The organism is Streptomyces ficellus (assembly GCF_030406405.1).
Taxonomy (GTDB): domain Bacteria; phylum Actinomycetota; class Actinomycetes; order Streptomycetales; family Streptomycetaceae; genus Streptomyces; species Streptomyces ficellus_B.
The window spans coordinates 20,682-45,209 of record NZ_JAUEPL010000047.1 but is presented as its reverse complement, the minus strand read 5'-3'; the positions used below and the strand labels follow the sequence as shown (position 1 = coordinate 45,209).

Sequence of the window (24,528 nt, the reverse complement as noted above, 5' to 3'; positions counted from 1 at the left end):
CACGGGCCCCAGGGGGATCAGCCACGGGCTAGAGCTATGAGCTGATGAGGGCGGGAAACGCAGTGAACTCCACTCGGGTCTCCCCGCGCGTGAACGTCATGGGCGACGCGAGCGCGTACGGTGCGCCTTCCGGTGGCGGCGGCCATGACTTCAGGTGTGCGGTGAATTTGAAGGGCTGTTCCGCCTCGAACACGAACGGACCCTCCTGGTCTCCGAGCCGGTCGAACGTCAACGTCGGAGCCTCAAGCCACGTCTCGACCAGGCTCCCCGGCCCCGAGAAGCGCAAGGTGCTCATAGGGGCGACGCTGATGTCCGGCAACTTCATCGAGACCTCGCCAAACAGCGGATGGCTCGCCCGCACAGTGAAGTTCAGCGTCCGCAACCTCACAAAGTCGAAGCCGCCCATCTCCACTCGTTGCTCTCGCCTGCCGATGAAGTCCAGCGTCGGCAGCGGATCCGTCCCAGGGGCCGGTGACATCCTCATTGAGGCGTGGGAGGAACGGATAGCAGTGGTGACGTTCGACCCGATGGGAGGCAGGGGGCCATTGGCTCGTGCGGTATCGGCGGCGGCCGGCACGAGCAGGCCGCCCGCCGTCGCGGCCAGCGCTCGCTTCAGGAACTTACGACGCCCGTGACCCTGTTCATCACTCGACATATGCATGACGTCATCGTCGTGCCTCACGCCCGCCGCGTTCCCGATCACCTCGACAAGGTCGCCCATACAGGCGTAGCCGGGTTCAGCGTCCGTGGTGCCGTCAGCTCGCCAGCGACCAGCGGGGGCGTCGGCGGGGGAGAGGTCGGGCCGCGCCCGGTGCCAGCGGGCAGCGTGCCGCCATCAGCCGGAGGCATCGCGGGCGACGTCGCCTCCGACTTCCACCACCAGCTCGGGCTCCACCAGCGTGACGTCCAGCGCCTGGCGGCTGCCCACCCGGCCCAGAACGACCAGCCCGTCCACGCATGCCCGCGCCAGGCCCGGCGGAGCATCCCGGCGACCGCCGATCGGAGGGCCGCATCATTCCATGGGCCTAGGCCGACGGCTGTGCTGTGGCGCCGGGCTCGCAGCTTTCCGATGCTGGCTCAGGAGGGGGCATGACCCGGACAGAACGGATGACTCGCATGGGTTGGGACTCGGGGCCACGTGTACCAAAGGTGCCAGTGCCAAAGTGGTGGCCACCGGTGCTAAAGAGGCCAGAGCTAAAGCGGCCAGAGCTAAAGCGGCCAGAGTCGGAAGTGGCAAAGAGGCGGCCACCGTGGTGGCCGCCAGGGCTATGGCCAACCCCCGATTTCATCGACCACGAGGTCACCCACGAGTCCACTGTCCCCGCGAACAGAGACCAGGACGTCAAGCTCTTCGTACGGGAGCGTGACGGCACGCCAAAGGGCGGGACGCGCAAGGCCGTCCTCATGCTGCACGGCCGCAGCACCCCCGGTGCTCCCCGGCTTCGACCTCCAGTACAAAACCTACGGTTGGGCGAAAGCATTGGCGCAGGCCGGTTACGACGTCTTCATGATGGACCTCCAAGGCGCCGGGCGGTCACACCGTCCCGCCGAGATGGACGAACCGTGCAACCTCAGCGTGAGCGACCAGAAGCTGCTCATTCCGCGGCCGCCGGACTTCACCCCGTGCGATCCGAAGTACAAGTTCCAGCTGAACAACTCCGACAGCGACCAGGCCGAGCTGCACAAAGTCGTGGAGTGGATCAAGGCAGAACGCGGCGTGACGCAGGTTGCCTTCGTCGGCTGGTCCGCGGCCGCGTTCACGATGGGCCCGTACGCGGTCAAGCATCCGCATAACGTGGAGAGCCTGTTCCTGCTGGCGCCGGTCTTCCCGCCCAAGGACACGTCGACCGCACCGAGCCCGCTGCCGCTCCCCGGGCTGCCGATGTCCCTCGGCACGAGAACGGGCCAAACAGGCCTGGAGACGGTGTGGAACGCCGAGTTGCGCTCGCTGGACCAGCGGGAACCCGGCATGGTGGAAGTGGTGTGGTCGGCGATCATGGACAGCGATCCGGTCGGCAGCACCTGGGGGCCACCGGAAGGCCTGAACCGCATCAGGAACGGCGTCCGCTGGGGATGGAACGAGACGACTGCGGCGCAGGGCGGGATCCTCGGCGGACGCGTGCCCGTCCTGATCGTGGACGGTGAGCACGACAGGCTGGCGAACACGACGCCGGCCAAGCCGGATCAGCCGGAGATCAACTTTTCGGTCCGGGCGCTGTACGACGCCATCGCCGGATCGGACAAGATCATGGTCACGGCACGCGGCACCGGGCACAACATGCCTTGGGAACGCCAACACCAGAACTTGCACAACCTGTCGAAGCAGTGGATCGAACATCGGCAGGTCGACGGCAAGACCACCGGCCGCTTCGTCATGGACCACAACGGCACCATCAGCCCCGCTCCGTAGCACCTGGTGCAGAGGCCAGCGCCGCTGGCAGCGCTGGTGTCACCAGCCCGATCTGCCACGGCCGCGCGCCGTACTCGGCGAACCCGCCCGCGACCGACCGCCATCTGACGGCATCGGCGGACCTGGAGCATGCCCGATGTCTGTCGCCAGGGAACCTTCGGCGGGGCGGCGGCAAGGCCGGATCGCGGCGAACTCCTTTGAATGCCGGTGGCGCCCAGCACGTCCCGCTCCGTGGAGCCGCTGCTGTCGGCGTTACGCCCACTCCACGCCCAGCTCCCGCAGTGCGTTCCTGTCCAGGAGCGGTTTTTCTGGTCGGTGGGTTGTGGGGTGGCCTTGGCTGATCAGTTTGGTGCTTGGTGGTGGTCGCGGTTCAGGCCGGGTTGCTGCGGCTGGGTGGGGGAGGGAACGAGGGCTTGGACTGTGTGTTGAGGTGCTGTTTTGTCAGGTGGAGTGAGTGCTGCGCAGCTGTGGTCAGTTTTTGTGCGTGGTGATCAGTTTCGTTGAGTGTTGGTATGTGCTGGTGGTGTAGTGGTTGAGCCAGTACAGGGTGCTGTCCACGTTCTGCTCGCTCAGTGCTCACGGGGACGAGCCGGAGCAGGCCGTGCAGAAGGCCGTCCGGCACGTCCCAGAAGGCTCCGTGACCGAGTATCCGGGCCTCTTTGATCAGCAGAGCCACGTAATGGACCTGGGGCCCCGGGCGCTGCCCCGGACCGTGTTGTGCCCCCGCCCTCTCGTGCACGGTCGTTGTCGCCCGCCGGGCGCCGGGGCTGCTGGTACCCGGCTTCGAACGGCTCACCGCCCGATCTACCGGTCGCGGACACGATCGCGCCCCGCGCTCCTTACGGGGGCACAGATAATCTTGCTGCTCTCGGGCGACTGACTCGCGTTGTCAGTGCCGTGATGTTCACTTGGCCGCATGGACGCCTCTGCACTGCGCGCCCGTCTGAACGACGCCTGGCGCGCGCCCGACCTGCACTGCCCGCTGCCCACTCATGGGGCAGGGCATGTCTGTGTGCCCAGTGACGCGGAGGACCTGGCCGAGCTGGAGCGCGTCGCCGCGGACGTGGTCGACGGGGCGAGTCTGCCCGTACGTGCGTGGGTTGTCGGGGGTACGGCGGCAGGGGTGCCCGACGGTCCGCCGGTGGGCGGGGACGGCGGGCTCCCCATCGGCGGGGAGGGCGGGCTGCTGGAGCTGCGCGGGTGGGTGCTGGCCGAGCACTGGTTCGGATACGGCGTGACGGCCACCGCCGACGGCCCGCGCCGCGTCGCGATCCTCGCCCGGCGCGCGTTCACCCGCCCGCCCGGTGTCGGGTGGGTGAAGTTGCTGCGGGAGGTCACCGGGTGGACGGAGCACGATCGGCGCGGCGTCGACTGGGCCGCGACGGAGGCCGCGCTGGGCACCGCGCTGCCCGGTGACTACAAGGACATCGTCGACGCCTTCGGCGCGGGCAGCTTCGACGAGTACCTGGACCTGCTGGTGCCGGGTGCGCTGGGCACGGATCTGGTCTCCTGGGGCCGGGACATGGCGCGGTACGCCGACCTGTACCGGCCGTACCCGGTCCACCCCGCGCCCGGCGGCGTGCTCATATGGGGGACCTCCGAGCAGGAGCTGACCTTCCACTGGCTGACCGGACCGGCCGATCCCGACGACTGGCCGGTCCTGGTGCAGTACCTGGACGGTGAGTGGCAGCGCTTCGACTGCGGCACCGGCGAGTTCGTGCTGCGCCTGCTCACCGACCGCACCCCGCCGTTCGCCTTCCCGCCCTCCGCCGGACCGTTCCCCCACTGGTTCGCTTCATGGGAGCTGCCGGAGCACTGACCCCTGCCGAAAGGCCCGCCAGGCCCTGTGAGACCACCGGATATTGGCTTTCCGCCGCCCCGCGGGGGAGCTGAGTGGTGCGGTTTTTGTGCGGTGAGGGTGCGCGCTGTGTACGTGTTTGGTACGCCTCATGCCCAGTCGATGCCGAGCGCGGCCAGCGCGGCGAGCTGGTCGTCGTCAAGCCTGTCGCGCCTGGCCTTGGTGTTGCTGTACCAGATGCCGAGCTTGGTCTCGGTCCCGTCGGGCAAGGTCACCACCGCCTTCCGGGGCACCGGCCGTTGTCCTTCTCGTTCGATCCACTGGGTGAGGGCCGCGAGTCCGCGTTGAAAGGCTTGCTGCGCCTTGGTCGGGCCCTTCGCCGTACGAGGAGCCCCGGGGGCGGGGGACGGGGCCTCGAGCGGTTTGATGCCCAGCGTGGTCAGCCGCTGCTGTTGCTCTTCCGACAACTGCGCCCAAGTACTCGACTCTTGCATTCTGGCGAGCCATTTGCCCAGGTCGTCGCCGTCGAAGAGCACGCCGGGCTGGATGTCGGGGAGGTGGCCGTCGGCGTCTACGAGGTCGGCGAGCACCTTGTAGTGCCTCTGCCAGTCGAGTGGCCAGGGGCAGTTCCAGTCCGGGTCGATCTCCGCGCGCTGCGCGGCCCGGGCCTCCGCGCGCTGCGCGGCCCGGGCCTCCGCGCGCTGCGGGTTCTTGCCGAGGCCGCCCTTGCGGCGGAGGTTGGCCATGTGCTGGCCAACCGGCACGGGTCCGCTGCCAGCCGGGTCATCCCAGAGGGTGTCCTGGCAGACCGAGATCGCCCACCGCCTGCCGTACGGCTACATCAAGTACGCCGACCTGACGATGCGCGCCCCGGACGCTTCAGTGCCCGCGATGCTCCTCGAGGTCGACCGCGTCACCGAGCCCGTCGACGAGCTGGTGGACAAGCTGCGCCGGTACACCGAGTGGTTCGAGCTCCTGGCGCCGAAGGCGGATGCGATCAAGGAGAAGGCGGCCCGGGGGGGCCACGGCTTCCGGCTGTGGTCGCGCCTCTACCCGGCGACCGGCCGGGAGGGTTATGTGCCGGTGGCGTTCGTGTTCACCGGGAAGACGGCGGCGCAGAGGGAGAGCCGGATGCGCCTGGAGCAGGCTGCCCGCCCGTACTTCGCCGGCGCCCCGTACCCGGGCAGCGGGGCGGGGATCACGGCCGTCGACTGCCACCGGGCGGTGCCCATGGTCGTCACCGAGCTGGAGCGGATCACCGCCGACCCGGCCGGGGCCGCGGGGAAGGTGTGGCGGCGGCTCGGGCGCGATGAGTGGCAGACGCTGTGCGAGGCGCTGGACAACCCGGACGGCGACCGGCTGTACGTGGTGCAGTGGGAGCGGGCCCGGCGACGGAAGGCGGAGCGGGAGGCCGCCGAGCGGGAGGCGCGGCGACCGGTGTGCACCAGCTGCGGGGTGAAGTTCATCGACGACCGCTGGGACGCGGTGCGCGGCCGGGGCCGGTCCTGGGGCAGCGAGAGCGACGGCCTGGGCGGGCCGTGCGCGGACGCGGCGAGCGCTCGGGCCGAAGCCGAACGCCTCGCCCGCCGTCAGGCGGAAGAGGCCGCGGCCCGCGCGGCGGCCGAACCACCGGCGACGGCCAGGAGCCGCGGCGTGTTCGGGGTCGGGCGGCGCCGGTAGCCGCGGGCAAGCCCAAGGGGAGCCTGGGCAAGCCGCCCCGGACGGGATGGTGAGGGAGGGCGCGATGCACCGCTTCGAGACGGGCCAGACGGTCGTACGGCGCGACGTGCACCGTACGGGCCGGGTGTGGAGCGAGCACGCGCTGCGCGTCGTCGCCGACACGAGCGAGTGGCTGCGTAGGTCAGAAGCAGGAACGGTTGTCGGGTAATTCTGAGAACGACCGCGGGCCGGCAGCCCTGAAGATGTCGGTGAGAAGTAGGAACGGCTGGCGCCCTTGCCTCGCGGTCTTGGTGCCGGATTCCCGGACCGCCGGGTTCGTCCATGAGGGATGATCCCCTCATGGACAGGGTTGTTGATCTTGACGAGGTGGCTGCGGTTGTGGCTGGCCGGACGGTGGGCTGGAGGTTGGCCGGCCTCGAAGTGGGCCAGGTGACCTGGAGGGATGCCGAGGCGTCGTGGCCCCAGCCTCTGGAGACCGACAGGGCTCGGGTGCATGACCCGGACTCGGTCGGCGTGGTCATCTCTGGTCCGGGAGAGGCGGAGCTGTCGGTTGTGCTATTCCGGGGTGGCTGGGCCGACGTGGACTTCATCGCCGGCCTCGACGACGCGGGTTCTCTCCCGGCCTCGGGCATCGCCTCAGCGTCGGACTTCGAGGCCCGGATGAATCAGTGGGTCGCTTGTGTCTTCGGGGTCTGCGGCGATGCTCAGTGAGTGCTGGTCCGTCTCAGTTCAGCTGACCGGCTGTTGTTCGCCGCGTACAGATCGACCTTGGACTTCGGCAGCACGGGGCCCCTCGTCGTGCAGAGCACAACCATGGTCCCGAAGCAAGCACCCAGGTGTTTCCAGAACTCGGCGACATCACTCTCCCGTGGATCCGGGCGTTCTCGCTGCTGAGCGACAGATGTTCCTGGAACTCACCTACATAGCCATGCCCGCCGTTCTCGGCGGGGGAGCGTGGAGATGTGTGCGGGAGGCGGTGTGGCCAGCATCGGCGAGATCTACATCCTCGACGAGTTCCACCGATTGACGAGCGGGTCCTGGATGGAGGACGTCTGCGGCCGCTGGCTGCGTCGTACGCGCGGCTGGCGTCACGGTGGGCGGCCGTGCGCGGTCGGCGTACCGCTTGGGTATCCCGGTCCCGCTTCATCCACGAGTTCAGGCAGTACATCTTCGACGACTTCCGGTACTTCCGCGGGTGCGATGTCGGCATCATCTTCAACGAGAACAACGACGAGGAGCGGATCGTCGTCCTCGTCATCCTCGAGCTGTTCCAGAACTTTCTCGTGGGCGGGGTGCCGTGCCAGTGGTCCTCGTCCCGGGCCTGAGCTGCGGGTTTGCCCCGGTTCGCGCTCGGGGTCAGGCCAGGCCGTTGCTGGGACGTGCAGATCAGGGGCCTTTGCCCCTCTGCTGGCCCCCACAAGTTGTGGTTCCTCGGTCTGAAGTGTCGGGTGGCACATCTATCGTGGTGGCAGCTCCAACCGGCTTGACCCCTCTTGCTCTCCACCGATCAGCGGTGGAGTGCCCCGGCCTCGGGGCTTTTACGGGGTCAGGAAGGAGGAGCCGATGGACACCCGCGACACGTGCCTCGGATGTGAGCACCGGCTGTCATACCGGCAGTGGCTCAGCATCGCGTGGGCGCCCGTAGTCACAGTGGTCATCGACAACGTGCTGCGGCTCATCGGGTAACCCCGAGGAGATGTGGGCGCGGACGTACGCGGCAGGGACTCAGCAGTGAGCCCGGCCGGTGAGTAGACGGCCGGGCTCACTGACGCTGCGCGGGCGAAGGGCCTGTCACCGGTTGCCCCCGGTGGTGGGTCCTTCGCTGTTCTCCCTCACGGGAGGCAACTTTCAGCATCGTACGGGAACCGCGTTAAAGGGGCCCGCGGCGGCGCTCAGCAGCTCCTCCTTGGCGATCGAGATGGTCGTACAAGGCAAGGAAGAACACCTTCCTGAAGAACTTCGCTGACATCCTCGAGTTCGACGAGCCGAAGTACGGCACTGATCATCAGTGGCGCCACCACCGCCGGCGCTGCCCATCCTCGGCCTCAGCGGCCGCTGCTCCTGCGCCGGTCCGTGGTGGGCCTGAGCGGGGACGGCCGGGGTGGCCGACTGAGGGAGGGCCGCCCGCTCCGGGGCTGGCATCAGAGCCTGGAGCGCTTTTTGAAGGTCGGCGATGTGCTCGCCCTTGGCGGCGAGCTGCTGGCGCAGATGCTCGGCTTCGGCCTGGGCGAGTTGCTTGCCGTACTGGGCCTGGGCCAGTTCCAGGGCGTGCTCCTGGCGGACGCGCTCGAGTTCGGCACGCAGGGTGGCCGCGTCCTGGCCGTGGCCCCCCTCGGCGGTCAGGGCGGCCGGGGCCGTGGCCGGGGGCTGGCCGGGTTCGTCCGGCGGGGCTGGGGCGTGGAGGCGGAAGCCGGCGGCGAGGAGGTCGTCGACGGGGATGAGCCAGCCGCGCGCCGGGTCCTGGACGGCATTAGGGAAGGCACCGTCCTCGCGGCGGCGGCGGATGGTGGAGCGGCTGACGCCGCACGCGGTGGCGGCGTCCCGCTGGGTCAGCATCGGGCGCGTCGTCATGACGTTATCTTCCCTGGCCACGACCCCAGCATCAGACCGACCCACCAAGGTCACCGCTGCCGGGCGGCGGATCCGTGGCCCCCGTCCAAGATCCAGCTTGCACAAACTGTGCGACCGCGGCGTATCGAGGGCCACACCGGGGAGTGCCCCTTCCTGGATGTCCGCGAGGGCAAGTTCCCCGAGCTGGAACTGGACGAGTCGACGGCAAGATCGTCAACGTCCGGGTCGCTTCTTTGATGAAGTTCGACCTTCTTCGCATCGTCTTGGGCTCCGGTGCGGAAGGGCAGGGGCACAGGCGCGGTAACCGTCACCACCTTCGACGTGGTCTTTGTCGAGCCGAACAAGGTGCACGTCGGCACGAAGATCTCCGACCAGGACTACAAGAAGTCCGACCTCCTGGTCGACGAGTTCGTCGTCTGGTACGAGTCTGGCCCACGCCATCCGTCCGGGTACGTACATCAGCCTGTCCCGCCAACCGCTGGTGGGAGGCCTGCCGTGCGCGTTCTCGGGCGGGGCCCACCACAAGCGGTAACAGGAGATCACCGACTTCACGCGTCGAGATGCCGCCACCTCTCCGGATCGCCGGGTGACTTGGGCAGATGGGGTGGGGCGACACGCCGGACGGGAAGCGTGACTTGTGCGGTGCATCACGTGTGGCGTAGGCCGTCTGAGGGCTGTACGCCGTTGACCAGCGGCGTTGGCCAGGGTGAGCAGGTGATCGCAAGCCGCCTCCGTGACGCGGCGGTTGACGCGTAAAGCGGTACCGGCCGGCCCCCACGGTTGTCAGTAGAGGTCCGCACAATGGTGGGCACGGCCTTGCGGGCTTTCGTCGGGAAACCGGCGGCGGCCCCCTGCTGGAACAGGAGGCCGCCTTCGCTCAGTCCGATCGCGTTCCAAAGGAGGCCCACGATCAATACCGACTACCCCGAGGGTACGTGCCCCCTCTGTCAAAGCCCTGACTGCCGCCACCTTCCCGGCCCGCCTCTCGGGGCTGACCCAGGGAAACTGCCTCGTACGGCGCGGCGCCGTGCCCGTGCGCTGATGCGGACCGCCGCCGATGAGGCGACCCGTATGAGCGTCAAGGCGGTCGGCAGCGGAGCGTTCCTGTTGCTCCTCCACTGGTGGCAGACCCGGTAAGGAAGCACGGACCCAGCCGAGCGGTCAACGCGGGAGCCTGGGTCCGCGACGGCCCTGCCGCAACCTGGCTGGCCTCCGGCACGGTCACCTGCGGCAGGGCCGTCGATCACTCTTGGCACCGGACGTCTCACGCGCATTCGTCCAGGACAAGTAGTCGGCGTCCGCCAAGCCGCGCAAGCGCCTCGTACGCCCAGCTCAGCCGCCTGTATGGCCGTCGGCGTGCTCGTCCCTGGTGCGACCCAGGACGCGTCCTAGGCTGCGACCCAGGACGCGACCCAGGACGCGACTGAGGGCGCGACTCAGGATGCGACTCAGGGCGCGACCTTTCGGATCGGTACCTCGGGCGCCGTTCGATCTTCGGTCGGGGAGACTGCGGGGATGAGCGCTGCACGTCGTCGGCCGCTGGGATCCGGCCCCGACATCACCGAGCCTGCCCCGCGTGATCTTCGCGCACGTACGGCGGCGGAGCGGGTGGCTGATGCCGAATGGATTGCCGAGCGGTCGACCCCGTCCGGTCGGCCGAGGCCTGGACGGCGGCGCCCGCTCGGTACGGGGCCGGCCGACCCCGGGGCCGTGCCGCAGCCCGCCTCCGGGGCATAACGGCGGGGCCGGGCAAGCCTTTACGGGTGCTCGGCAAGCCTGGAGGGGTGCTGGGCAAGCCGTCCGCCAGGAAGGCTTGCCGACCCCGGTTATGTGATGTGCGTCACTCGGCTGTCACATCCTGCCCCCACCCCTACATAACGAAATTCCAGGACGCCTAGCAGAGCACTGGGCCCCAATCAATGCTGACCAGCCATCAAAACCCCTGGTCACAGCATTGAATGGGGCTCTTTTGCGGTCCAGAGTGATCGGCGGTTGCACGGCTAACCCCCGCCTCGCCCAAGGTGTGGCCACACCGCCGGGGAGCTCCGCACCAACCGACCACCAATGTCGTGCCGCATCCCCAGGGCCCAAGGAGTGCGGGCAGTCCACGCTCCGCCGAACTCGAACACACCTGCCACCAGGAGGTCTTCCATGTCCGCCCCGACCGGTCCCGACCCCAGCCGCCTGCGCACGGCCCTGACCGTCCTCATCGCCGCCGTCACCGCCCTGGTCGTCATCCTCGTGGGCTTGATGTGTGCCGCCGTCGCCTACGTCTCCTGGCAGCACCCCAACGCCGCCGCACCGGTCGGAGCCGCAGTCGGCCTCTTCGCCGCGATAGCCACCGCCGCAGCAGCGATCTTCAGCGGAATAGCTCTGCTGCGCCGCCGGTCATGACGCCCGCCCCGTCACCGCCCGACAACACCGGTACACCGCCACGCCCCTCGAACGTCGCCGGCCCGGCGGGCGTCGTCGGCAAGCCCGCCAAGGAGGCCACCCTCACTCCGCCCGTAGCCAGAGCCTTTTGAGAGGATTTGCGGGTTGCTCCCAGAGGTGTCCCCACAGTTGTCTGCACAGGTGCACCCAAAGTTGGCTCTGGCAAGATTTTCGTAGCCGGAGATCATCTCGGTGACACGGGCGGCCGGTCCGCGTAGCGGCGGCGTAGGTGGGCGATCAGAACGACGCGGTGGCGGAGGAGAGGGACGCCAGCGCGGCCGGCCATCAGGCGTTTTTGCAGTTTGACGTCGGTGATGCGGCCTTCGTTGACGCCGGAGTTGTAGGGGATGGTGATTCCCTGGGCGACGGCGTGCCGGTCTTCGCGGAGGGCTCCGGCGAGGCCGCCAAGAGGGGCCAGGCCGCTGCCTGCAGGTCGTCCAGCCAGTCCTGGAGGGGTGTCGCGTCGTGGTTGTCGAGCATGGCGGCGAACCGTCGGACCAGGTCGTGCGTCTGCCTGAGTTCAGGGCAGTGGTTGAGGAGCCGGGGCAGGCGGTCGTTGATGTGGAGGTTGCGGCGGTGGGGGTGGGTGGTGATCCAGCGGGCGGCTTCACGCGGGGAGGGCGGTCGCTCGCGTGGTTCGTCCAGGGGCAGGCCTCGCCTGAGGGGTGCGACGGCCATCTTCACGCGCTGATAGTGGCCGAGGTAGCCCTTGGCTTGGAGTTCCTCGTGCAGGATCTTCGCGCTGTGCTCACCCTCGTCCCAGCGTTGCTGCAGGTAGTCGAGGTAGGGGTCCAGAGTGGAGGGCTTGCGGGGCGGACGGCGCATCACCTCCTGCCAGGTCCGGGCCCGGGCGTATTTGCCGACCGTGCGGCGGTCCAGGCCGAGCTCGCGGGCCACGGAGCTGTGGCTCCGGCCGGTGCGGGTCAGGGCCTGAACGGCCTCGAACAGCCTGCGGGCATGGCGTGCGGCCCGACTGTCTTCCGCGGTGTTCCCGGCGGCCTCCTCGGCCGGTGCGGGATCACTCTCGCTGGCCGCGGGTAGTGCCGCGGGCAGGCAGCCGCGGTGGGCGGAGGCGATGTCCTGGACGCGGCGGGAGAGGCCCTGCCAGAGATGGAAACGGTCGCTGACCTGCACCGCATCTGGGGCTCCGCCCGCGATGCCTTGCCGGTATGTGAGGGAGCCGTCACGGCAGGCGACCTCGACACCGGGATGTTCACGGAGCCACCGGCTGAGCTGGTCGGCATCACGTCCTTCCCAGAGGGTGAGCGGGAGACGGGTGGTGGCGTCGACCAGGAGGGTTCCATAGGTGTCGCCGTAGAGCGCGAAGTCGTCCACACTCAGCACCCGGGGCGTCACCAGCGGCGGAAGCGGAACCCGCATCAGCTGGGACAGGACGGTGCACCGCGAGAGCCTGATGTTCAAGATCCGCAGCATCCGAGCACCGCCCCGGCCTGCCAGCACCACGCCGACGTCCTCCACCCGGCGCTGCAGTTGCGGGGTCCGCCGTTGGTAGCGCGTGGTCAGCCCTGCTATCTGTTCGGCGAAGGTCACCTTCGGGCATGTCACGTTTTCGCAGTACAGACGGCGTACGGACAAGTCGATGCGCACAGGTCGGCCTGCGAGAGTGACGTCGGCGAGGCGCCGCACATAGCGGCTGTGGCACCGATCGCTGAGCTGACCGCATCCCATGCATTCCGCTGGATCAGCGGACCTCGTGCGGGCTTGGACCACCACGACAGCATCGGAAACATCGACCGAGACCACCAGCACGTTGGCCAACTGTGGTAAAAAACTGACAAGTTCGACAGAGCACAGCCACAGGCTGCCCGTGGGGACGCCCACGCAATTCCTCACGTAGGTCTCGGTCACCACCTCAGCGTGACGGCAGAACATCGCGCTCGCCCCTGCCTCACGGCACGGCTGGGCGCACTGATAGAACCCCGTCATGACATACCGATTTACCGCCCGTGCCGCCAAGACCGAGATCGATCCTGACGGGTACTTCACCGAAGCCGCTCTTGCCGAGGGTGAGGATGGAAGCGGTTTCATCATGATGTTCATGGCAGGAGAAGAGGAGCCTGATGACCAGGAGGTCGCCCTCGGGATGGATACACACTGCCTGGTCACAGCCGGACAGGGCACCGCGTACGGCTGTGTGCGAGAAGCCGTCCTGACGGGCAACGTTCTCCGCATCGCACTCGACCCTGAAGCGCTGGCAGACCTGCGGCTAACCGACCCCGAGATCGAGACCGTTATCGAAGCACCAGCCGAGGACATCAGGCAGTTCCGCGAAGTCCTCGCTCAGGTGCTCGGATACGGGCGTGCAGACGCAGTGCCCACCCGTGTAGGTATCTGACGCACCACCTGTGCGGAATACGTGACCGTCGGCAGCACGTTACGCGGACCGGCCGACCGTGTCACCCGAGATGATCTCCGGCTACGAAAATCTTGCCAGAGCCCCAAAGTTGCACCGGAGGTACTACCGGAGGTGTGAACCCCCCTTCCGGGATCTTGAGCGTTTGCGCTGGTCAGACCCTGTGGGCAAGCCGGATTCCGACGCCGACACCTCTAATTCGTTAGTAACTAGAGGTTCTGGGTCTCTGATGGGCCCGGCGGGCGGTGTCTGCCGGGGCAGGACGTGTGTGGTCCGGTCGGTGCCGTGGTGACCCCTACGACACCTCCGACCGTGCGAGGTCTTTGAAAAGACCGGTGGCGCTGGGTGCCGGCCGGTCCTCGCACGTTCTGCCCTCACGGGCCTGTCAGGTTCGGGATCCTCGATGGATGAGCTGCCGTACGGTGACGCGTTTTTCCTCACGAGCCTTGAGCTCTGGACACGGCGTGCGCCCGTGCGGTCCGGCGGTGCCGCGCACGGCTGATGAGGTGGCGGACCTTGGAGTCCTGGAATTAGTAGGTGTTTTTGAACGCTGGCCGTGAGGTGCGTACGGCTGGATGATCTGGGGTGTGGCGTCTGGCGGGTTGAGCCGGCGGTACTGCCGGGAGTGTGGTGATCCGCTTGCGTCGTCGATGGCGGCGGAGGCGGTGTTCTGCTCGGGTCGGTGCAGGTCGAGGCGGTGGCGGAGGCTTCAGCGGGCCCGGCATCGGGTTGCCTTGATGCAGCGTGGCGATCAGGTCGAGTGCCCGGTTTGCGGTCGTTCGTGGACCGTGGGGGTCGAGCGGTCTCGGTCGGCGGTCTACTGTTCGTCGCGGTGCCGGGTCCGTGCCTGCCGTCAGAGGGCAGCGTCGCGGAACGGTGTTACCGAAACGCCGTAGGCGAACGGCACCGCGTTATCACGGGTCACAGCCGTTTTGCACGGCTGTCGGGGACGGCCAACAGGTGCTTCGAGCGCCCCCGGTTCGCGCTCTGCCCCGTCACATTGGGTCCGCGTCACGGTGGAAGCCGGCCTGGGCCGGAGCCCCTCATTCAGCCGCCACGGGGTGGTTGATCCGGCCCTGGGCGAGGGCGGTGATCAGCGTTTCAGACCGGATCGGCAACGTCACTCGAACTCGTTACGAACAGCTCGTCGCCGAGGCCCGCGACCTGATCAACCAGATGTCGAAAGCCCAGTTCGCGCTGGGTGACAAGGCTCTGGAGATCGAGCCGATGCGGCCGGTGGGCGGGTCGATGCCCAACGGCACCGATGACCTGTTCACCGTCGAGGAGTCGTTGCAGATGTTCGCCGACGACATCGGCGTCGCGCGCTCGACGGTCGAGGACTGGCGGTGGACCTCCTCACGCTGGCCGTCGGCCAAGCGCAAGGACGGCGTGTCGTTCACCGTCCACAAGATCCTGGCCTCTATCCAGGACGAGGACGAGCGGTGGGCGGCGATCGAGGACGCCCCTTTCAACTCGCGCACGGGTAAGCGGCAGTGGACACCGGACGCGGCGAAACGCCTGGTCGGACAGCGGGTCGACCGGCCGGTGACACTGGAGGAGAAGGTCCAGGCCGTCACCGACCTGACCCGGGACGAGGAGGTCGCCTCCCGGGTGACCGTCGACCTGCTGTCGCGGCCGGCCGCCGCGGCACAGATCACCCCCGATGACCGTGTCCGCGTCGTCCGCGAGCTCACCCGGGACGACGACGTTGCCAAGCAGGTGACCACCGACCTGCTGAAAAGGCCGCACGTCGCCCGGGAGACGATGCGAGACGACACCGCCCGGTTCCTAGTCAACCGGGCCCAGTTCGACAACTCCGCCCAGGTCCGCGAGACGATCCGCGAACGCACCCCGGCCGTCCGCAAGATCGAGCACACCATCGAATACCTCGACCTGGTCGGCTCCTGCCACCAGTTCGTCGCCACCCTCGGACGGCTCGTCCCCCGCATGCGGGGCCAGGAGTTCACCGACGACGAGCGCGAAACCGTCCGCCGCGGCATCTCCAAGGTCCGGGCCGCGGCCGACTGGCTCGAAGCCGCAGTCGACAACGGCGAGTTCACCCTGGACGAGCAGCTCGCCAAACTCCTCAAGGGCGAGTAGGCCATGCCGAGGCGCCGGGAGGCCCTGCCCCTCGCCGAGCACTACGGCGACCTGGTCCGCGTCGCCCTGATCGAAGCCCGCCCCGCCGGCCTCCAGACCAGACAGCTCATCACCGCCACCCGACTGACGCAATCCCAGGTCGAACGTGGGATCCGGCACCTTCGGGACGTCGGGGCGGCCGAACACCTCACCCCGATCATCTGGCGCCGGCGGGACGGATACATGTTCTCCGACGACCCGGCGGACTGGATCGAATACGAGAAGCAACAGTTCCGCCTCATCCTCGGCCGGCTCACCCGGATGATCACCGGCACGCTGGATCCGCACCTGGCCCGCTACCCGGACGACGAATGGGCCCAGCTGGCATCCGCCCAGCTCACAGGCGTCCGCGCGACCCTGGCCCAGTTGACGAAGTAGGTCCTCGATGCGTCACTCATCCCGCCGCCCCTGCCGCTACCCCTCCGACACCTCGGTTGCCGAGTGGGCCCTGATCGAGCCGTTGCTGCCGGTCCCGGCTTGCCGGACCAAGACCGGCGGACACCCGGAGAAGTGGCCGCGGCGGGACATCGTCGACGCGATCCGCTTCATCGTCGACAACGGCGCCAAATGGAGAGCCCTACCCGCAGATTTCCCTCCCTGGCAGACCGTTTACGGGTTCTTCTGGCGCTGGAACCGGGCCGGGATGGTCGCCTTCATCCACGACCAGCTCCGCCGGCGGATCCGCACGGACAAGGGCCGCTGCTCCTTCCCGGTGACGCTGATCGTCGACTCCCAGTCCGTGAAGGCGGCCTCCACCGTCGGCAAGGACAGCCGCGGCTACGACGCCGGAAAGAAAATCAACGGGCGCAAGAGACACATCGTGGTCGACACGCTCGGCCTGCCCGTGATGATCACAGTGACGCCCGGCGATGCCCGCGACGAGATCATCGCCAGGGACCTGCTCTGGCGGCTGCGACTCACACACCCACAGATCACCCAGGTCTGGGCGGACTCCGCCTACTCCCGCGACCTGCTGCCCAACTGGGCCGCGGACCACCTGTGGTTGACTCTCCGGCCCGTCATTCGGCCCAAGGGCACCAAGGGGTTCGTCGTGCTGCCCCGCCGCTGGAAGGTCGAACGGTCCATCGGCTGGATCATGAACGCCCGACGCAACTGCCGGGACTACGAGCGGCTGCCCCAACACTCCGAAGCCCACCTGAACTGGGCCTTCATCACCCTCATGACCCGTCGCCTTGCCCGGAAAGGCCACCGCACCGACAGCTGGACGAAGAAGAACCGGCCCGCCGACTGACTACTGCTCAGCCGACTCTGGCCCTCCCTCCCTGCCGAACCGCTGATGCCAGCGCAAGGCACCCAGGCTCTGCCACAGCACCCCGAGTCTGACCTGGTCACTCATCACTCTGATGACCCGGCGCCTGACGCGAACTCCGGCAGTCCAGAAGACTGCCGGACGGCGGTCACCTGGTGCCAAGCGTGTCAACTCCTTGACACAGTTCAAACCCTTGGGTAATTGTGTCAGGTAGTTAATACACCTTGTGGGAGGGAAGGGAATCGGCATGTCTGCTGCTGCAGGGACGGAAGGCACTTGGCGGGCGGGGCTGCGCACCCCTGTTCGATGGGCCGGCGCGGCGACCGGTCTGGCTGTCAACACGCTGGTCACCTTCAGTCCCGAACCTGATGTGGACCTGCTCTACGGTTTTCCCGTGTTCGGTCTGTGCGTCATGGCCGGCGTGTTTGCAGCAGACGTCATCGCACGCCCGAGTCCTGGCTGGCTACGAGCAGCCGAAGTGACTCCGCGCCGGATCCGGGACTATGTGCCCCCATCCCTGACGGCTGCATTGGCCGCGCAGGCTGTCGCCTTGCTGGCCCTGCTGATCGTTGCCGCCACGACGGCCTCGGCGGACTCTGACGGTCGTCCAGGGCGTGCTTTGTCCGTCACGTGTCCGGCCGGCACCCACCTGCTCTCACCCTGGCCCGGCCCCTACTACGCCTGGCCGGCTCTCGGCGGTCTCGCCCTCGGTACCGCCGCCTGCGTACTGCTCCTGCGCCGTGTCACTGCACGCTCCGGGAACGACGATCAACGCCGCATCAACGCCCGGGCTGCTGTCGGTGCATGGGGAGTGCTGGTGGCCGCTCCTCTCTTCGCCGTCTCGTTGGCGATGGGCTTCGTCGTGCTTCTCAGCATGCCCTGCGGGGGCGCGTTGATGGACGTTGCCCTCTGGGGGCTAGTCGTCGCTGCCTTCACCTCTGCAGTGACCGTGGGGCACTGTCTGGGCGTCCTGTTGCTGCCGCAGGCCTACGTCAAGGCTCGGCCATGACGACCAACGGCATCAGTATCCGCGTCAACCACGCGTCCCCTGTCCCTCCGTATGAGCAACTCCGCGCCCAGCTAGCTGATCTCATCTCGGTCGGTCGGCTGGGGCAGGGGGCCAGACTGCCGTCCGTGCGCCAGCTGGCCTCCGACCTCGGACTGGCTAACAACACCGTGGTGCGGGCCTACCGCGAACTCGAGACCGCAGGCCTTGTCAGGAGCCGCCGAGGCTCTGGTACTCAGGTCATTGCCCCGTCGGCCACCACCGACATCAAGGCGAAGCTGGCGGAGCACGCAAGGTACTACGCGGCTGCCGTCAGACAGCTCAATGCCACCGACGAGGAAGCCCTCGCCGCAATCCGGCATGCCCTCGCAAGTCTCGACAAGCCGTGACCCAGACAGACCACCAGTCCGCGCCTCAGGTTGAGAAACAGGCACTGAGCCGTAGACAGGGAGGAGCAGCTGCGTCCGCTGACAGGACCGGGCCGGCTGCGACCCCACAGTCGGGGAGCCGTGCCCACCCCCGAGCGGCACGGCTCCCTGTCAGGAACGAGGACCTGGTGCTACGCCCCCCGGTGGAACCGATGCTCGCCCAGGCCCGGGAGACCCTCCCCGACCCCGGCGTCCTGCCCGGCGGGCTCGCGTTCGAGGCCAAGTTCGACGGCTACAGGTGCCTGCTGTTCACCCCGGCCGGACCGGGCGTGCCGGTGCTCCTGCAGTCCCGACGCGGCAGCCTGATCCAGCAGCACTTCCCCGACCTCGTTACCGCGGCGGCGCAGCTTCCGTACGGCCTGGTCCTCGACGGCGAGCTCGTCGTGTGGTCGGAGGGGCGGCTGTCCTTTGAGGCACTGCAACGCCGCGTTCCGCCGGCGGCCGCACAGCCGAGCAGCTCGCCGGCGCGCTGCCCGCCCACTTCATCGCCTTCGACGTCCTTCAGATCGACGGTCGCGAACTGCTCATCGAGCCGTACGACCGCCGCCGCGCCGTACTGCAGGACCTGTTCACCCAGTACGAGCTGACGCCGCCGTGGACGCTTTGCCCGATGACGACCGACGTCGCTGTGGCGCAGGAGTGGCTGGAGTCCTGGACCGAGGTCCAGGGCGTGGAGGGCTTGGTGATCAAGGGGCGATCACAGCGCTATCTGCCCTCGGCCAGGGGCTGGTTCAAAATCCGGCGCCGCCACACCACCGAAGCCGTCGTCGGCGGCATCACGGGCACGCTCCCCCGACCGCGCATTCTCGTCCTGGGCCGGTACGACAAGGACGGCGTGCTGCGGTTGGTCGGCCGAACCGTGCCGCTGAGGCCGGAGACCACCCTCCAGGTCGCTCAATACGTCCGCCCAGCCGAGGCCGACCACCCGTGGGCCGGCGTGCGCTTTTCTTCCAGCTGGGGAAGTCGCGAACCCCTGAACGTCACCCTGGTCGCGCCCGAGCTGGTAGCCGAAGTCGACGCTGACACCGCGATCGACCGAGGCGCGTGGAGACACCCCCTGCGCTTCGTACGGCCGCGCCTGGACGCAACCGTGGCAGACGTACCCCGATTCGGTGAGGGCGTCACCCCAGCCGCCGGATGATCCCACCAAGTGTAATACCGCTGCAGCTCCAGCGCTGACCTGCGCTGATGCAAGCGAGAGCGGGGCCGGACAGGAAGGTCCTGCCCGACCCCGCAGGTCAGTCGATCAGGCTGTGTAGCCCTACCGTGCAGGCCGCGGCAGCGACGACACCGGCAAGCACTGCCTTGGGGTAGGACTTCTCGGCGAAGAAGGTCAGGACGCCGACGCCAATGCCGACGACGACGGCTATGAAGAGGATCAGCGCGGTGCGCTGCGACAAGAGCGCCGGCTTCCCTCCCGGGGCCGACCCGGGCGTGCTGGGTGGATCAGGATGCGCGGACGCGGGGGAGTGCTGGTCCCGAGCCATCGGGATTCTCCTAGAAGGCGGAGGAGCAGAAACGGCAGACACCTGCGTGGTGTCGTCCGCGGGGGTGTGCGCCGCGCGGTCGGCGATCCTGCTGCGGCTCTCTGCCTTAGAGCGTCCCTGTGGGGTCTCGGCCCTGGCCCAGGGTGGCGTTTCCAGCGTAGCGTCGGTCGGCTCGTCTACTGCCCCGGATACCTGGTGGGTGGTCATGGGCTTGTCCTCCAGGGTGAGTTCGGTTGAGCGAGCGGGACAGTGACAGGTCTCATGTGCTTGCGTCTCGGCCTGGAGCCGAGGGGCTTTTTCACCCCCTGGCGCCGCCAAGGGGCCCCCGGACAGCAACGGCCGCGAAGAAATTTCCCGAGAGCATGGCGAAGGCCCGGACCATCTGGTCCGGGCCTTGCCGCTCCTCATATACCTGTTAGTCAGTCGAATGCCTCACCGGCAGACGGTCGCCAGCCAGCATCCGGCTCATCCCGTCTGCGAGGACCGCAGCCTGGCCGCGTCCCGGTCGTCGCCTGCACGCCAGCGGAGCCGGACAGGAAGTGCCCTATGTCCGGCCCTGCTGCATGTAATCGAGGCGTCCAGCAGGGCATTCGCCAGCGGCTTGCCCTCGCCAACATCGTTCCCACATGTCGACCGCTCTGTCCTCGCCCGCCAGATCACTCGCGAGGGACAGCAACGCCACGCCCTGGCCGCCTCCTGGAGGTTGGGATGCGGCGAGAGGGGGAGCGCCGTCGTAGAGCAGGCCGGCGGTCGGCTAGGTCGTGTCCGGCGGATTTTGGAACCGCCTCGTGTCCCGGTCCGTTCACATGGTCATGGGGCGGGGCGATCTCACGAACAGCGAATGGGCACGGCTGCTGCCGCATCTACCGAAAACCGGCGGGCGGGGCGGACGCTGGGTCAGTCACCGCAAGGTGATCAACGGCGTCCTCTTCCGGGAGCGCACCGGCGTCCCGTGGCGGGATTTGCCAACGCGGTTCGGAAAATGGAAGACGGTCTACGAGCGGCATAGACGCTGGTCAGCCGACGGTACTTGGGAGGCGATCCTCCATGCCGTCCAGGCCGACGCCGATGCGGAAGGCCGTATCGACTGGAGCATGGTGAGCGTGGATTCGACGTCCTGCCGCGCTCACCAACACGCCGCCGGGGCCCGCAGGAATGCTCCGCGTGTCCCGAAAAAAGATCACGGCCCCGGCAGCACCGCCCTGACGAGGGACTCGGACGCTCCCGGGGCGGACTGACCTCCAAGATCCACCTTGCCAGTGAGGGCGAACGCCGCCCACTTGCGTTCCTGGTCACGCCGGGCCAGTGGGGGGACGCCCCGCAGTTCATCCCAGTCATGGAACGCATCCGCGTTGCCCGTCTCGAAGGCCGACGCCCGCGGACCCGGCCTGATCACCTTGGCGGCGACAAGGCCTACTCGTCTCGTAGCAACCGCCGCTATCTGCGGAGGCGGCAGATCAAGCACACCATCCCCGAGCCACGAGACCAGCGGGCCAACCGCCGGCCCCGTGGCAGCAAAGGTGGCCGGCCCACCGGATTCGACAAGACGATTTACAAGCGCCGGAACGAGGTCGAGCGGACGATCAATGCCCTGAAGAACTTCCGGGCTGTGGCTACGAGGTACGACAAGCGGGCCTATGTCTTCCACGGCACCGTCACTTTCGCAGCGATCCGGCTCTGGCTCCGAACATGAGCTAGCAGGCAGTCTTCATCGCTGCCAGAGGAAGGCGGCCTTGCTACAGGGGTGGCAGTGAAAGACGTAGCCGCGGCCACCTCCGCCGAAGTTGGCGGAGGTGGCGAAGTCGGATCCCTCTTCGAGCTCGGCCGTGAATGTCATACGGGCGGCGCAAGAGGGACAGCCGGGGGTCTCGTCACCTTGGATCCAGTCGGGTTCTCCACCCAGCCGTCCCAGAACCGGCTCTGCGGTTGGGGTGTCGGCTGGGTGGGGGCGTAGGGCGGTCACCGCACCGAGCAGAGTCTCGCCCTCGGCGGGGACGGTGGCTACCGTTAGTTGACCTCTGAACACGAAGGCGCGGTTGGCACCGGCGGTTGCGTCCCAGTCGTCGCACATGCCCGGGTCGTTCTGGCAAAAAAAGACCGCGATCGCCCCCAGATCGAGGGGCAGATGAGCGAGAAACTGCATGGGCCCGCCGCACTCGCGGCAGTTCGGCCAGACGAATCCGTCCGGGACGAGTGGCACTCCCCCCGTGCGCAGTTCGGGAGCGTCAGCTACGGCTTCCCCGCCGTGGACCAGCAACATGGCCGAAGCCTAGGTGCAATCTTCCCCACTCCAACCGGAGAGGGGCGACCGGGCACTGCCAAGCCAAGATCCGCCGGACAGACCCTAGTCCTTCGGAGTCCTGGGCCTTTTCGGCTTCACCCTCGCGGCCCCTGAGCCCAGTCCCTGGCTTGTGTGGTCGCTCCCGATACAGAGCGGCTCGAAGGTGTGCCCGATCACCGTGACCATGGACTCGATGATGCGCCGAACGGACATGATGGGTGTGCTCCGAAGCCGTTCGATGTCCCGGGCAAACGCGTCCAGCCTGGATTCGTACGTGTCCATGTTCTCGATGGGCTGGTTCACATCCGAGAGCGCCCCCAAGTACAGCTGCCAGTCCTCGTGAGGGGTACGCAGGTCAACTACCCCGCCCTCGACTTCCACCAGCCAGTTCGCTTCGACCGCCAGAGCGAGGCAGAGGTCCGCTGCTTCACCCTCCAACCCGATGCTTCGCGCCAGCTCTTCTTCCTCGAACCGGACTCGCTTACTACCTTCATCCCAGTCGGAAAGGCTCAGGTTGAGCCGCGAGGCCAGCTCGTACAGCAGGACCTTGACCATTTGCGGCAAGTCCGCATCCGCTACGGCGTCCACGAAGTCCTCACGGCGATCCGCGTTCGGCAGAGGATCGGAAGCCGCCTCCCCTGCTTCCCGCGTGGACATTTTCCTTAGTTCCGCTTGGTAGCTGCTGTTGCCGTTTTCCTTCATGCGGCGTCGCACATCCTCTTTACGGGCATGATTCTTGGTCATCTCGCTCTATCCGCACCAGTCCCGTGAACCCGATGCGCTGAACGATCGGATCACTGCAACCTGGGCGAGGATGCGAAGCACCTTCGGGCTGTCGCTGCTCGCCGTTCACGGGCCGACAGAGCACAGCCGGGACCGTCGCCGCATGGGCGGTCCGCCCTGAACAACGTCTTGCCCCGGGAAAGGTTTCCCCACCCATCACGGTGCCGTGGGACGGTGGCCGCGCCTGGAGCAGCCCCTCAGCTTCGGTACTGCCAGGCCCCGGTGCGACCGGTACGTTCGCCGCGCTGCAGCCGCTGCCCTAGATCTGGCTGACCCGACTACAGCGGGGGTGGACAGGAATCGCCCTGCCCACCCCCGCTGTCCGTCCCAGCCAGGGAGTTCACCGGCTGAGGCGGATGCGCGGCCCCCACGCGAACTCGAGGTCGGCCAGGAAGACGGTCTCCAGTTCCTTCTCCCACCGCCCGCGCAGGAGCATCGGGGCCGTCTCCATGCGCTCCAGGATGACCAAGGTCTCAGGCTGCCCGATCAGCGCGTACCGGCCGTGCGAGGCGGGCGAACTGCCCGGCCCGTACGCCCGCAGCAGCTCCTCCAGGCGGGCGCGGTGCTGCTCCACGAACGCCTCCAGGCGCTCGATGTACCCCTCGCGTTCCTCGGTGCGCACCGCGCTCAGCGCGACGTCCAGGAACTCCCCGTCCGGCCAGTGCCGCTCACCCGGTGCGGCCAGGGCCCACGGGAAGCGTTCCGCGGCCGCCAGGACGTCCGTCGCGTCCAGCGCCGGAGCCGGACCCGGGCCCGGCTCCGGCGCTGGAGCCTCCTGCGAGGCGGGGGAGGCGGGCTGCGAGAGGTGGGCGACCAGCATGGCGCTGGATGCGGCGAGCCCCCGCCCCGTGGTGACGGTGGTGTCGGCGATGCGCAGCAGGTAGCTGGCGACGTCGCGGACACCGGCGTGCCAGCCGTCCTCGAAACGCGGCTCGGAGTTGTGCGGGGCGCTGCTCTCGGAGATCCAGGTGTGGGCGCCGGCCACCGCCCCGGCCTCCAGCTTCGCCACGATGTCGTCGGCCTGCTCGTGCCCGATCCCGACGGCGGCCAGGGCCTGGAAGACCGTGAACCGCGCCGCCGTTGCCTCGTGCTGGTGGTGGCTGATGCGGGCCAGCTCCTGGCCGTACGCGTCGGCGTCGTGCTGCTCGGTGCTCACGCGGTGCCTCCCTTGTCTGTCCGGGTGCGGTTGGCGACCCAGTCCGGATCGCGTACGGGTGTCGGCGCCTGCGTCTCGTTGGCCGGGGCGCGCATGATGCGCCAGCTGGTGCGCGGCGCGGTGACGGCGTGGACCAGGACGACGACGGCCTGACGGCCAGCACCGCCCCGTACCCACGCCCCGGTGAAGCGGACTTGATCGGCCGCCCAGTCACCCAGCCGCTGCCACGGGCGCAGCCGTCCGAGCAGATAGCCGGCCGCGAGCGCGCCGACCGCGGTGACGACGACGCCCATCACGACCACCGCATCCCGATCGCGGACAGCAGCTCCATCCGCTCCGGCGTCAGCGTCGCCGCCCGGCTGCGCTGGTTCCCGATCCAGGCCCCCAGCTTGTGCTCCCGCTCCTCCTGGTCCTCGCCGACGATCCGCTCAACCCACTTCCGAGGGACCTGGAGGTGCCCCCTCGCGCTCGTAGAACTGCTTGGCGGCCTTCGTTCATCGCCCACTTGTCGGCCTGCATACGGCGCGGCGGCGGCTTCTCGTCCTCGGCTGCGGGCTCGATCCCGAGGACCTGTTCGCACATCCACTGCTGCACAGTCGTGAGCTGATCCCAACCGAGCCTCACCGACTGCACCCACCGCCCGAGATCCTCGCCCTGGCGCAGGACCTCGCCCGCCTCGGTGGGCAGCGCCTCACCGGCGTCCAGGTGCATC

At 68.2% G+C, this 24,528-nt stretch carries 26 protein-coding genes and 1 pseudogene; 18 read left to right on the top strand and 9 right to left on the bottom strand.

The genetic code is table 11. From position 1 onward, the window contains the following. Window positions 1–34 precede the first annotated feature (34 nt). Window positions 35–721, bottom strand: a complete 687-nt coding sequence (locus tag QWM81_RS25080; RefSeq protein WP_290114616.1) for a hypothetical protein — start codon at window positions 719–721, stop codon at window positions 35–37. 708 nt (window positions 722–1,429) lie between these two features. Here QWM81_RS25080 and QWM81_RS25075 point away from each other — a divergent pair. Both QWM81_RS25075 and QWM81_RS25070 read left to right on the top strand, forming a co-directional pair. Further along, window positions 1,430–2,410 carry an alpha/beta fold hydrolase gene (locus QWM81_RS25075; protein WP_353938345.1) on the top strand — a complete coding sequence of 327 codons (981 nt, stop codon included), beginning with the start codon at window positions 1,430–1,432 and terminating at the stop codon, window positions 2,408–2,410. 916 nt (window positions 2,411–3,326) lie between these two features. After that, window positions 3,327–4,229, top strand: a complete 903-nt coding sequence (locus QWM81_RS25070) for a hypothetical protein (RefSeq protein WP_290114615.1) — start codon at window positions 3,327–3,329, stop codon at window positions 4,227–4,229. Window positions 4,230–4,357: 128 nt separating this feature from the next. Here the strand turns inward: QWM81_RS25070 and QWM81_RS25065 are convergent. Then, window positions 4,358–5,011: pseudogene (locus QWM81_RS25065) on the bottom strand (helicase associated domain-containing protein); the annotation flags it as partial. On the opposite strand from QWM81_RS25065, the gene QWM81_RS25060 reads away from it, so the two are divergent. From QWM81_RS25060 to QWM81_RS25030, 7 genes are all read left to right on the top strand, one after another. Further along, a complete protein-coding gene (locus QWM81_RS25060; protein ID WP_290114614.1) occupies window positions 5,004–5,888 on the top strand; it encodes a hypothetical protein in 885 nt (294 codons plus the stop codon). The pseudogene QWM81_RS25065 and the gene QWM81_RS25060 sit on opposite strands and share 8 nt — an antisense overlap. 64 nt (window positions 5,889–5,952) lie before the next feature. Then, a complete protein-coding gene (locus QWM81_RS25055; protein ID WP_290114613.1) occupies window positions 5,953–6,096 on the top strand; it encodes a hypothetical protein in 144 nt (47 codons plus the stop codon). Between the two features lie 131 nt (window positions 6,097–6,227). Next, window positions 6,228–6,599, top strand: coding sequence for a hypothetical protein (locus tag QWM81_RS25050; protein WP_290114612.1), 372 nt, complete (start codon window positions 6,228–6,230; stop codon window positions 6,597–6,599). A 392-nt stretch (window positions 6,600–6,991) separates the two neighbouring features. Further along, window positions 6,992–7,213, top strand: a complete 222-nt coding sequence (locus tag QWM81_RS25045) for a hypothetical protein (RefSeq protein WP_290114611.1) — start codon at window positions 6,992–6,994, stop codon at window positions 7,211–7,213. 238 nt (window positions 7,214–7,451) lie between these two features. Beyond that, window positions 7,452–7,574, top strand: a complete 123-nt coding sequence (locus QWM81_RS25040) for a hypothetical protein (RefSeq protein WP_290114610.1) — start codon at window positions 7,452–7,454, stop codon at window positions 7,572–7,574. A gap of 474 nt (window positions 7,575–8,048) precedes the next feature. Then, window positions 8,049–8,696: a hypothetical protein gene (locus QWM81_RS25035; RefSeq protein WP_290114609.1), complete on the top strand. Its 648-nt coding sequence runs from the start codon at window positions 8,049–8,051 to the stop codon at window positions 8,694–8,696. Between the two features lie 1,914 nt (window positions 8,697–10,610). Continuing rightward, window positions 10,611–10,853: a hypothetical protein gene (locus tag QWM81_RS25030; protein WP_290114608.1), complete on the top strand. Its 243-nt coding sequence runs from the start codon at window positions 10,611–10,613 to the stop codon at window positions 10,851–10,853. A gap of 324 nt (window positions 10,854–11,177) precedes the next feature. Here the strand turns inward: QWM81_RS25030 and QWM81_RS25025 are convergent, their stop codons facing one another. After that, entirely contained in the window at window positions 11,178–12,761 is a 1,584-nt protein-coding gene (locus QWM81_RS25025; protein ID WP_290114607.1) for an ISL3 family transposase, read from the bottom strand. A gap of 76 nt (window positions 12,762–12,837) precedes the next feature. Between QWM81_RS25025 and QWM81_RS25020 the strand changes: the two genes are divergently transcribed. The 8 genes from QWM81_RS25020 (at window position 12,838) to QWM81_RS24990 (ending at window position 19,250) form a co-directional block, all read left to right on the top strand. Further along, entirely contained in the window at window positions 12,838–13,248 is a 411-nt protein-coding gene (locus QWM81_RS25020) for an Imm10 family immunity protein (protein ID WP_290114606.1), read from the top strand. Window positions 13,249–14,355: 1,107 nt separating this feature from the next. After that, on the top strand, window positions 14,356–15,366 hold the full coding sequence (locus QWM81_RS25015) for a DUF6192 family protein (RefSeq protein WP_290114605.1): 1,011 nt from the start codon (window positions 14,356–14,358) through the stop codon (window positions 15,364–15,366). Window positions 15,367–15,369: 3 nt separating this feature from the next. Continuing rightward, the gene (locus tag QWM81_RS25010; RefSeq protein WP_290114604.1) at window positions 15,370–15,783 is read left to right on the top strand and encodes a hypothetical protein; all 414 of its coding nucleotides are present in this window, start codon (window positions 15,370–15,372) and stop codon (window positions 15,781–15,783) included. A 7-nt stretch (window positions 15,784–15,790) separates the two neighbouring features. Next, window positions 15,791–16,657: an IS5 family transposase gene (locus QWM81_RS25005; RefSeq protein ID WP_353938344.1), complete on the top strand. Its 867-nt coding sequence runs from the start codon at window positions 15,791–15,793 to the stop codon at window positions 16,655–16,657. A gap of 265 nt (window positions 16,658–16,922) precedes the next feature. Next, window positions 16,923–17,684, top strand: a complete 762-nt coding sequence (locus QWM81_RS25000) for a hypothetical protein (protein WP_290114603.1) — start codon at window positions 16,923–16,925, stop codon at window positions 17,682–17,684. Beyond that, window positions 17,681–18,070, top strand: coding sequence for a GntR family transcriptional regulator (locus QWM81_RS24995; RefSeq protein WP_290114602.1), 390 nt, complete (start codon window positions 17,681–17,683; stop codon window positions 18,068–18,070). Before QWM81_RS25000 ends, QWM81_RS24995 begins: the two co-directional genes overlap by 4 nt. 167 nt (window positions 18,071–18,237) lie before the next feature. Then, window positions 18,238–18,696, top strand: coding sequence for an ATP-dependent DNA ligase (locus QWM81_RS29215; protein ID WP_353938343.1), 459 nt, complete (start codon window positions 18,238–18,240; stop codon window positions 18,694–18,696). Next, window positions 18,579–19,250, top strand: coding sequence for an ATP-dependent DNA ligase (locus QWM81_RS24990; RefSeq protein WP_353938346.1), 672 nt, complete (start codon window positions 18,579–18,581; stop codon window positions 19,248–19,250). Before QWM81_RS29215 ends, QWM81_RS24990 begins: the two co-directional genes overlap by 118 nt. 97 nt (window positions 19,251–19,347) lie before the next feature. Here the strand turns inward: QWM81_RS24990 and QWM81_RS24985 are convergent, their stop codons facing one another. Further along, window positions 19,348–19,509 carry a hypothetical protein gene (locus QWM81_RS24985; RefSeq protein WP_290114601.1) on the bottom strand — a complete coding sequence of 54 codons (162 nt, stop codon included), beginning with the start codon at window positions 19,507–19,509 and terminating at the stop codon, window positions 19,348–19,350. Between the two features lie 899 nt (window positions 19,510–20,408). Here QWM81_RS24985 and QWM81_RS24980 point away from each other — a divergent pair. Continuing rightward, window positions 20,409–21,289, top strand: a protein-coding gene (locus QWM81_RS24980) for an IS5 family transposase (RefSeq protein ID WP_290114627.1) whose coding sequence is annotated in 2 segments (ribosomal slippage) — window positions 20,409–20,769 and window positions 20,769–21,289 — 882 coding nt in all. Because the reading frame shifts where the segments join, the coding sequence is not laid out codon by codon here. A 15-nt stretch (window positions 21,290–21,304) separates the two neighbouring features. Here the strand turns inward: QWM81_RS24980 and QWM81_RS24975 are convergent. The 5 genes from QWM81_RS24975 to QWM81_RS29330 all read right to left on the bottom strand — a co-directional run bounded on the left by QWM81_RS24975 (window position 21,305) and on the right by QWM81_RS29330 (window position 24,321). Beyond that, the gene (locus QWM81_RS24975; protein WP_290114600.1) at window positions 21,305–21,739 is read right to left on the bottom strand and encodes a hypothetical protein; all 435 of its coding nucleotides are present in this window, start codon (window positions 21,737–21,739) and stop codon (window positions 21,305–21,307) included. A 201-nt stretch (window positions 21,740–21,940) separates the two neighbouring features. Beyond that, window positions 21,941–22,579 (bottom strand): hypothetical protein, encoded by a 639-nt coding sequence (locus QWM81_RS24970; protein WP_290114599.1) that lies wholly within the window; start codon window positions 22,577–22,579, stop codon window positions 21,941–21,943. A 421-nt stretch (window positions 22,580–23,000) separates the two neighbouring features. Beyond that, complete coding sequence (locus QWM81_RS24965; protein ID WP_290114598.1) at window positions 23,001–23,816, bottom strand: hypothetical protein; 816 nt, start codon at window positions 23,814–23,816, stop codon at window positions 23,001–23,003. After that, the gene (locus tag QWM81_RS24960; protein ID WP_290114597.1) at window positions 23,813–24,109 is read right to left on the bottom strand and encodes a hypothetical protein; all 297 of its coding nucleotides are present in this window, start codon (window positions 24,107–24,109) and stop codon (window positions 23,813–23,815) included. The genes QWM81_RS24965 and QWM81_RS24960 overlap by 4 nt, the downstream gene beginning before the upstream one ends. Beyond that, window positions 24,109–24,321, bottom strand: a complete 213-nt coding sequence (locus tag QWM81_RS29330) for a helicase associated domain-containing protein (RefSeq protein WP_435372455.1) — start codon at window positions 24,319–24,321, stop codon at window positions 24,109–24,111. Before QWM81_RS29330 ends, QWM81_RS24960 begins: the two co-directional genes overlap by 1 nt. Between the last annotated feature and the right edge of the window lie 207 nt (window positions 24,322–24,528).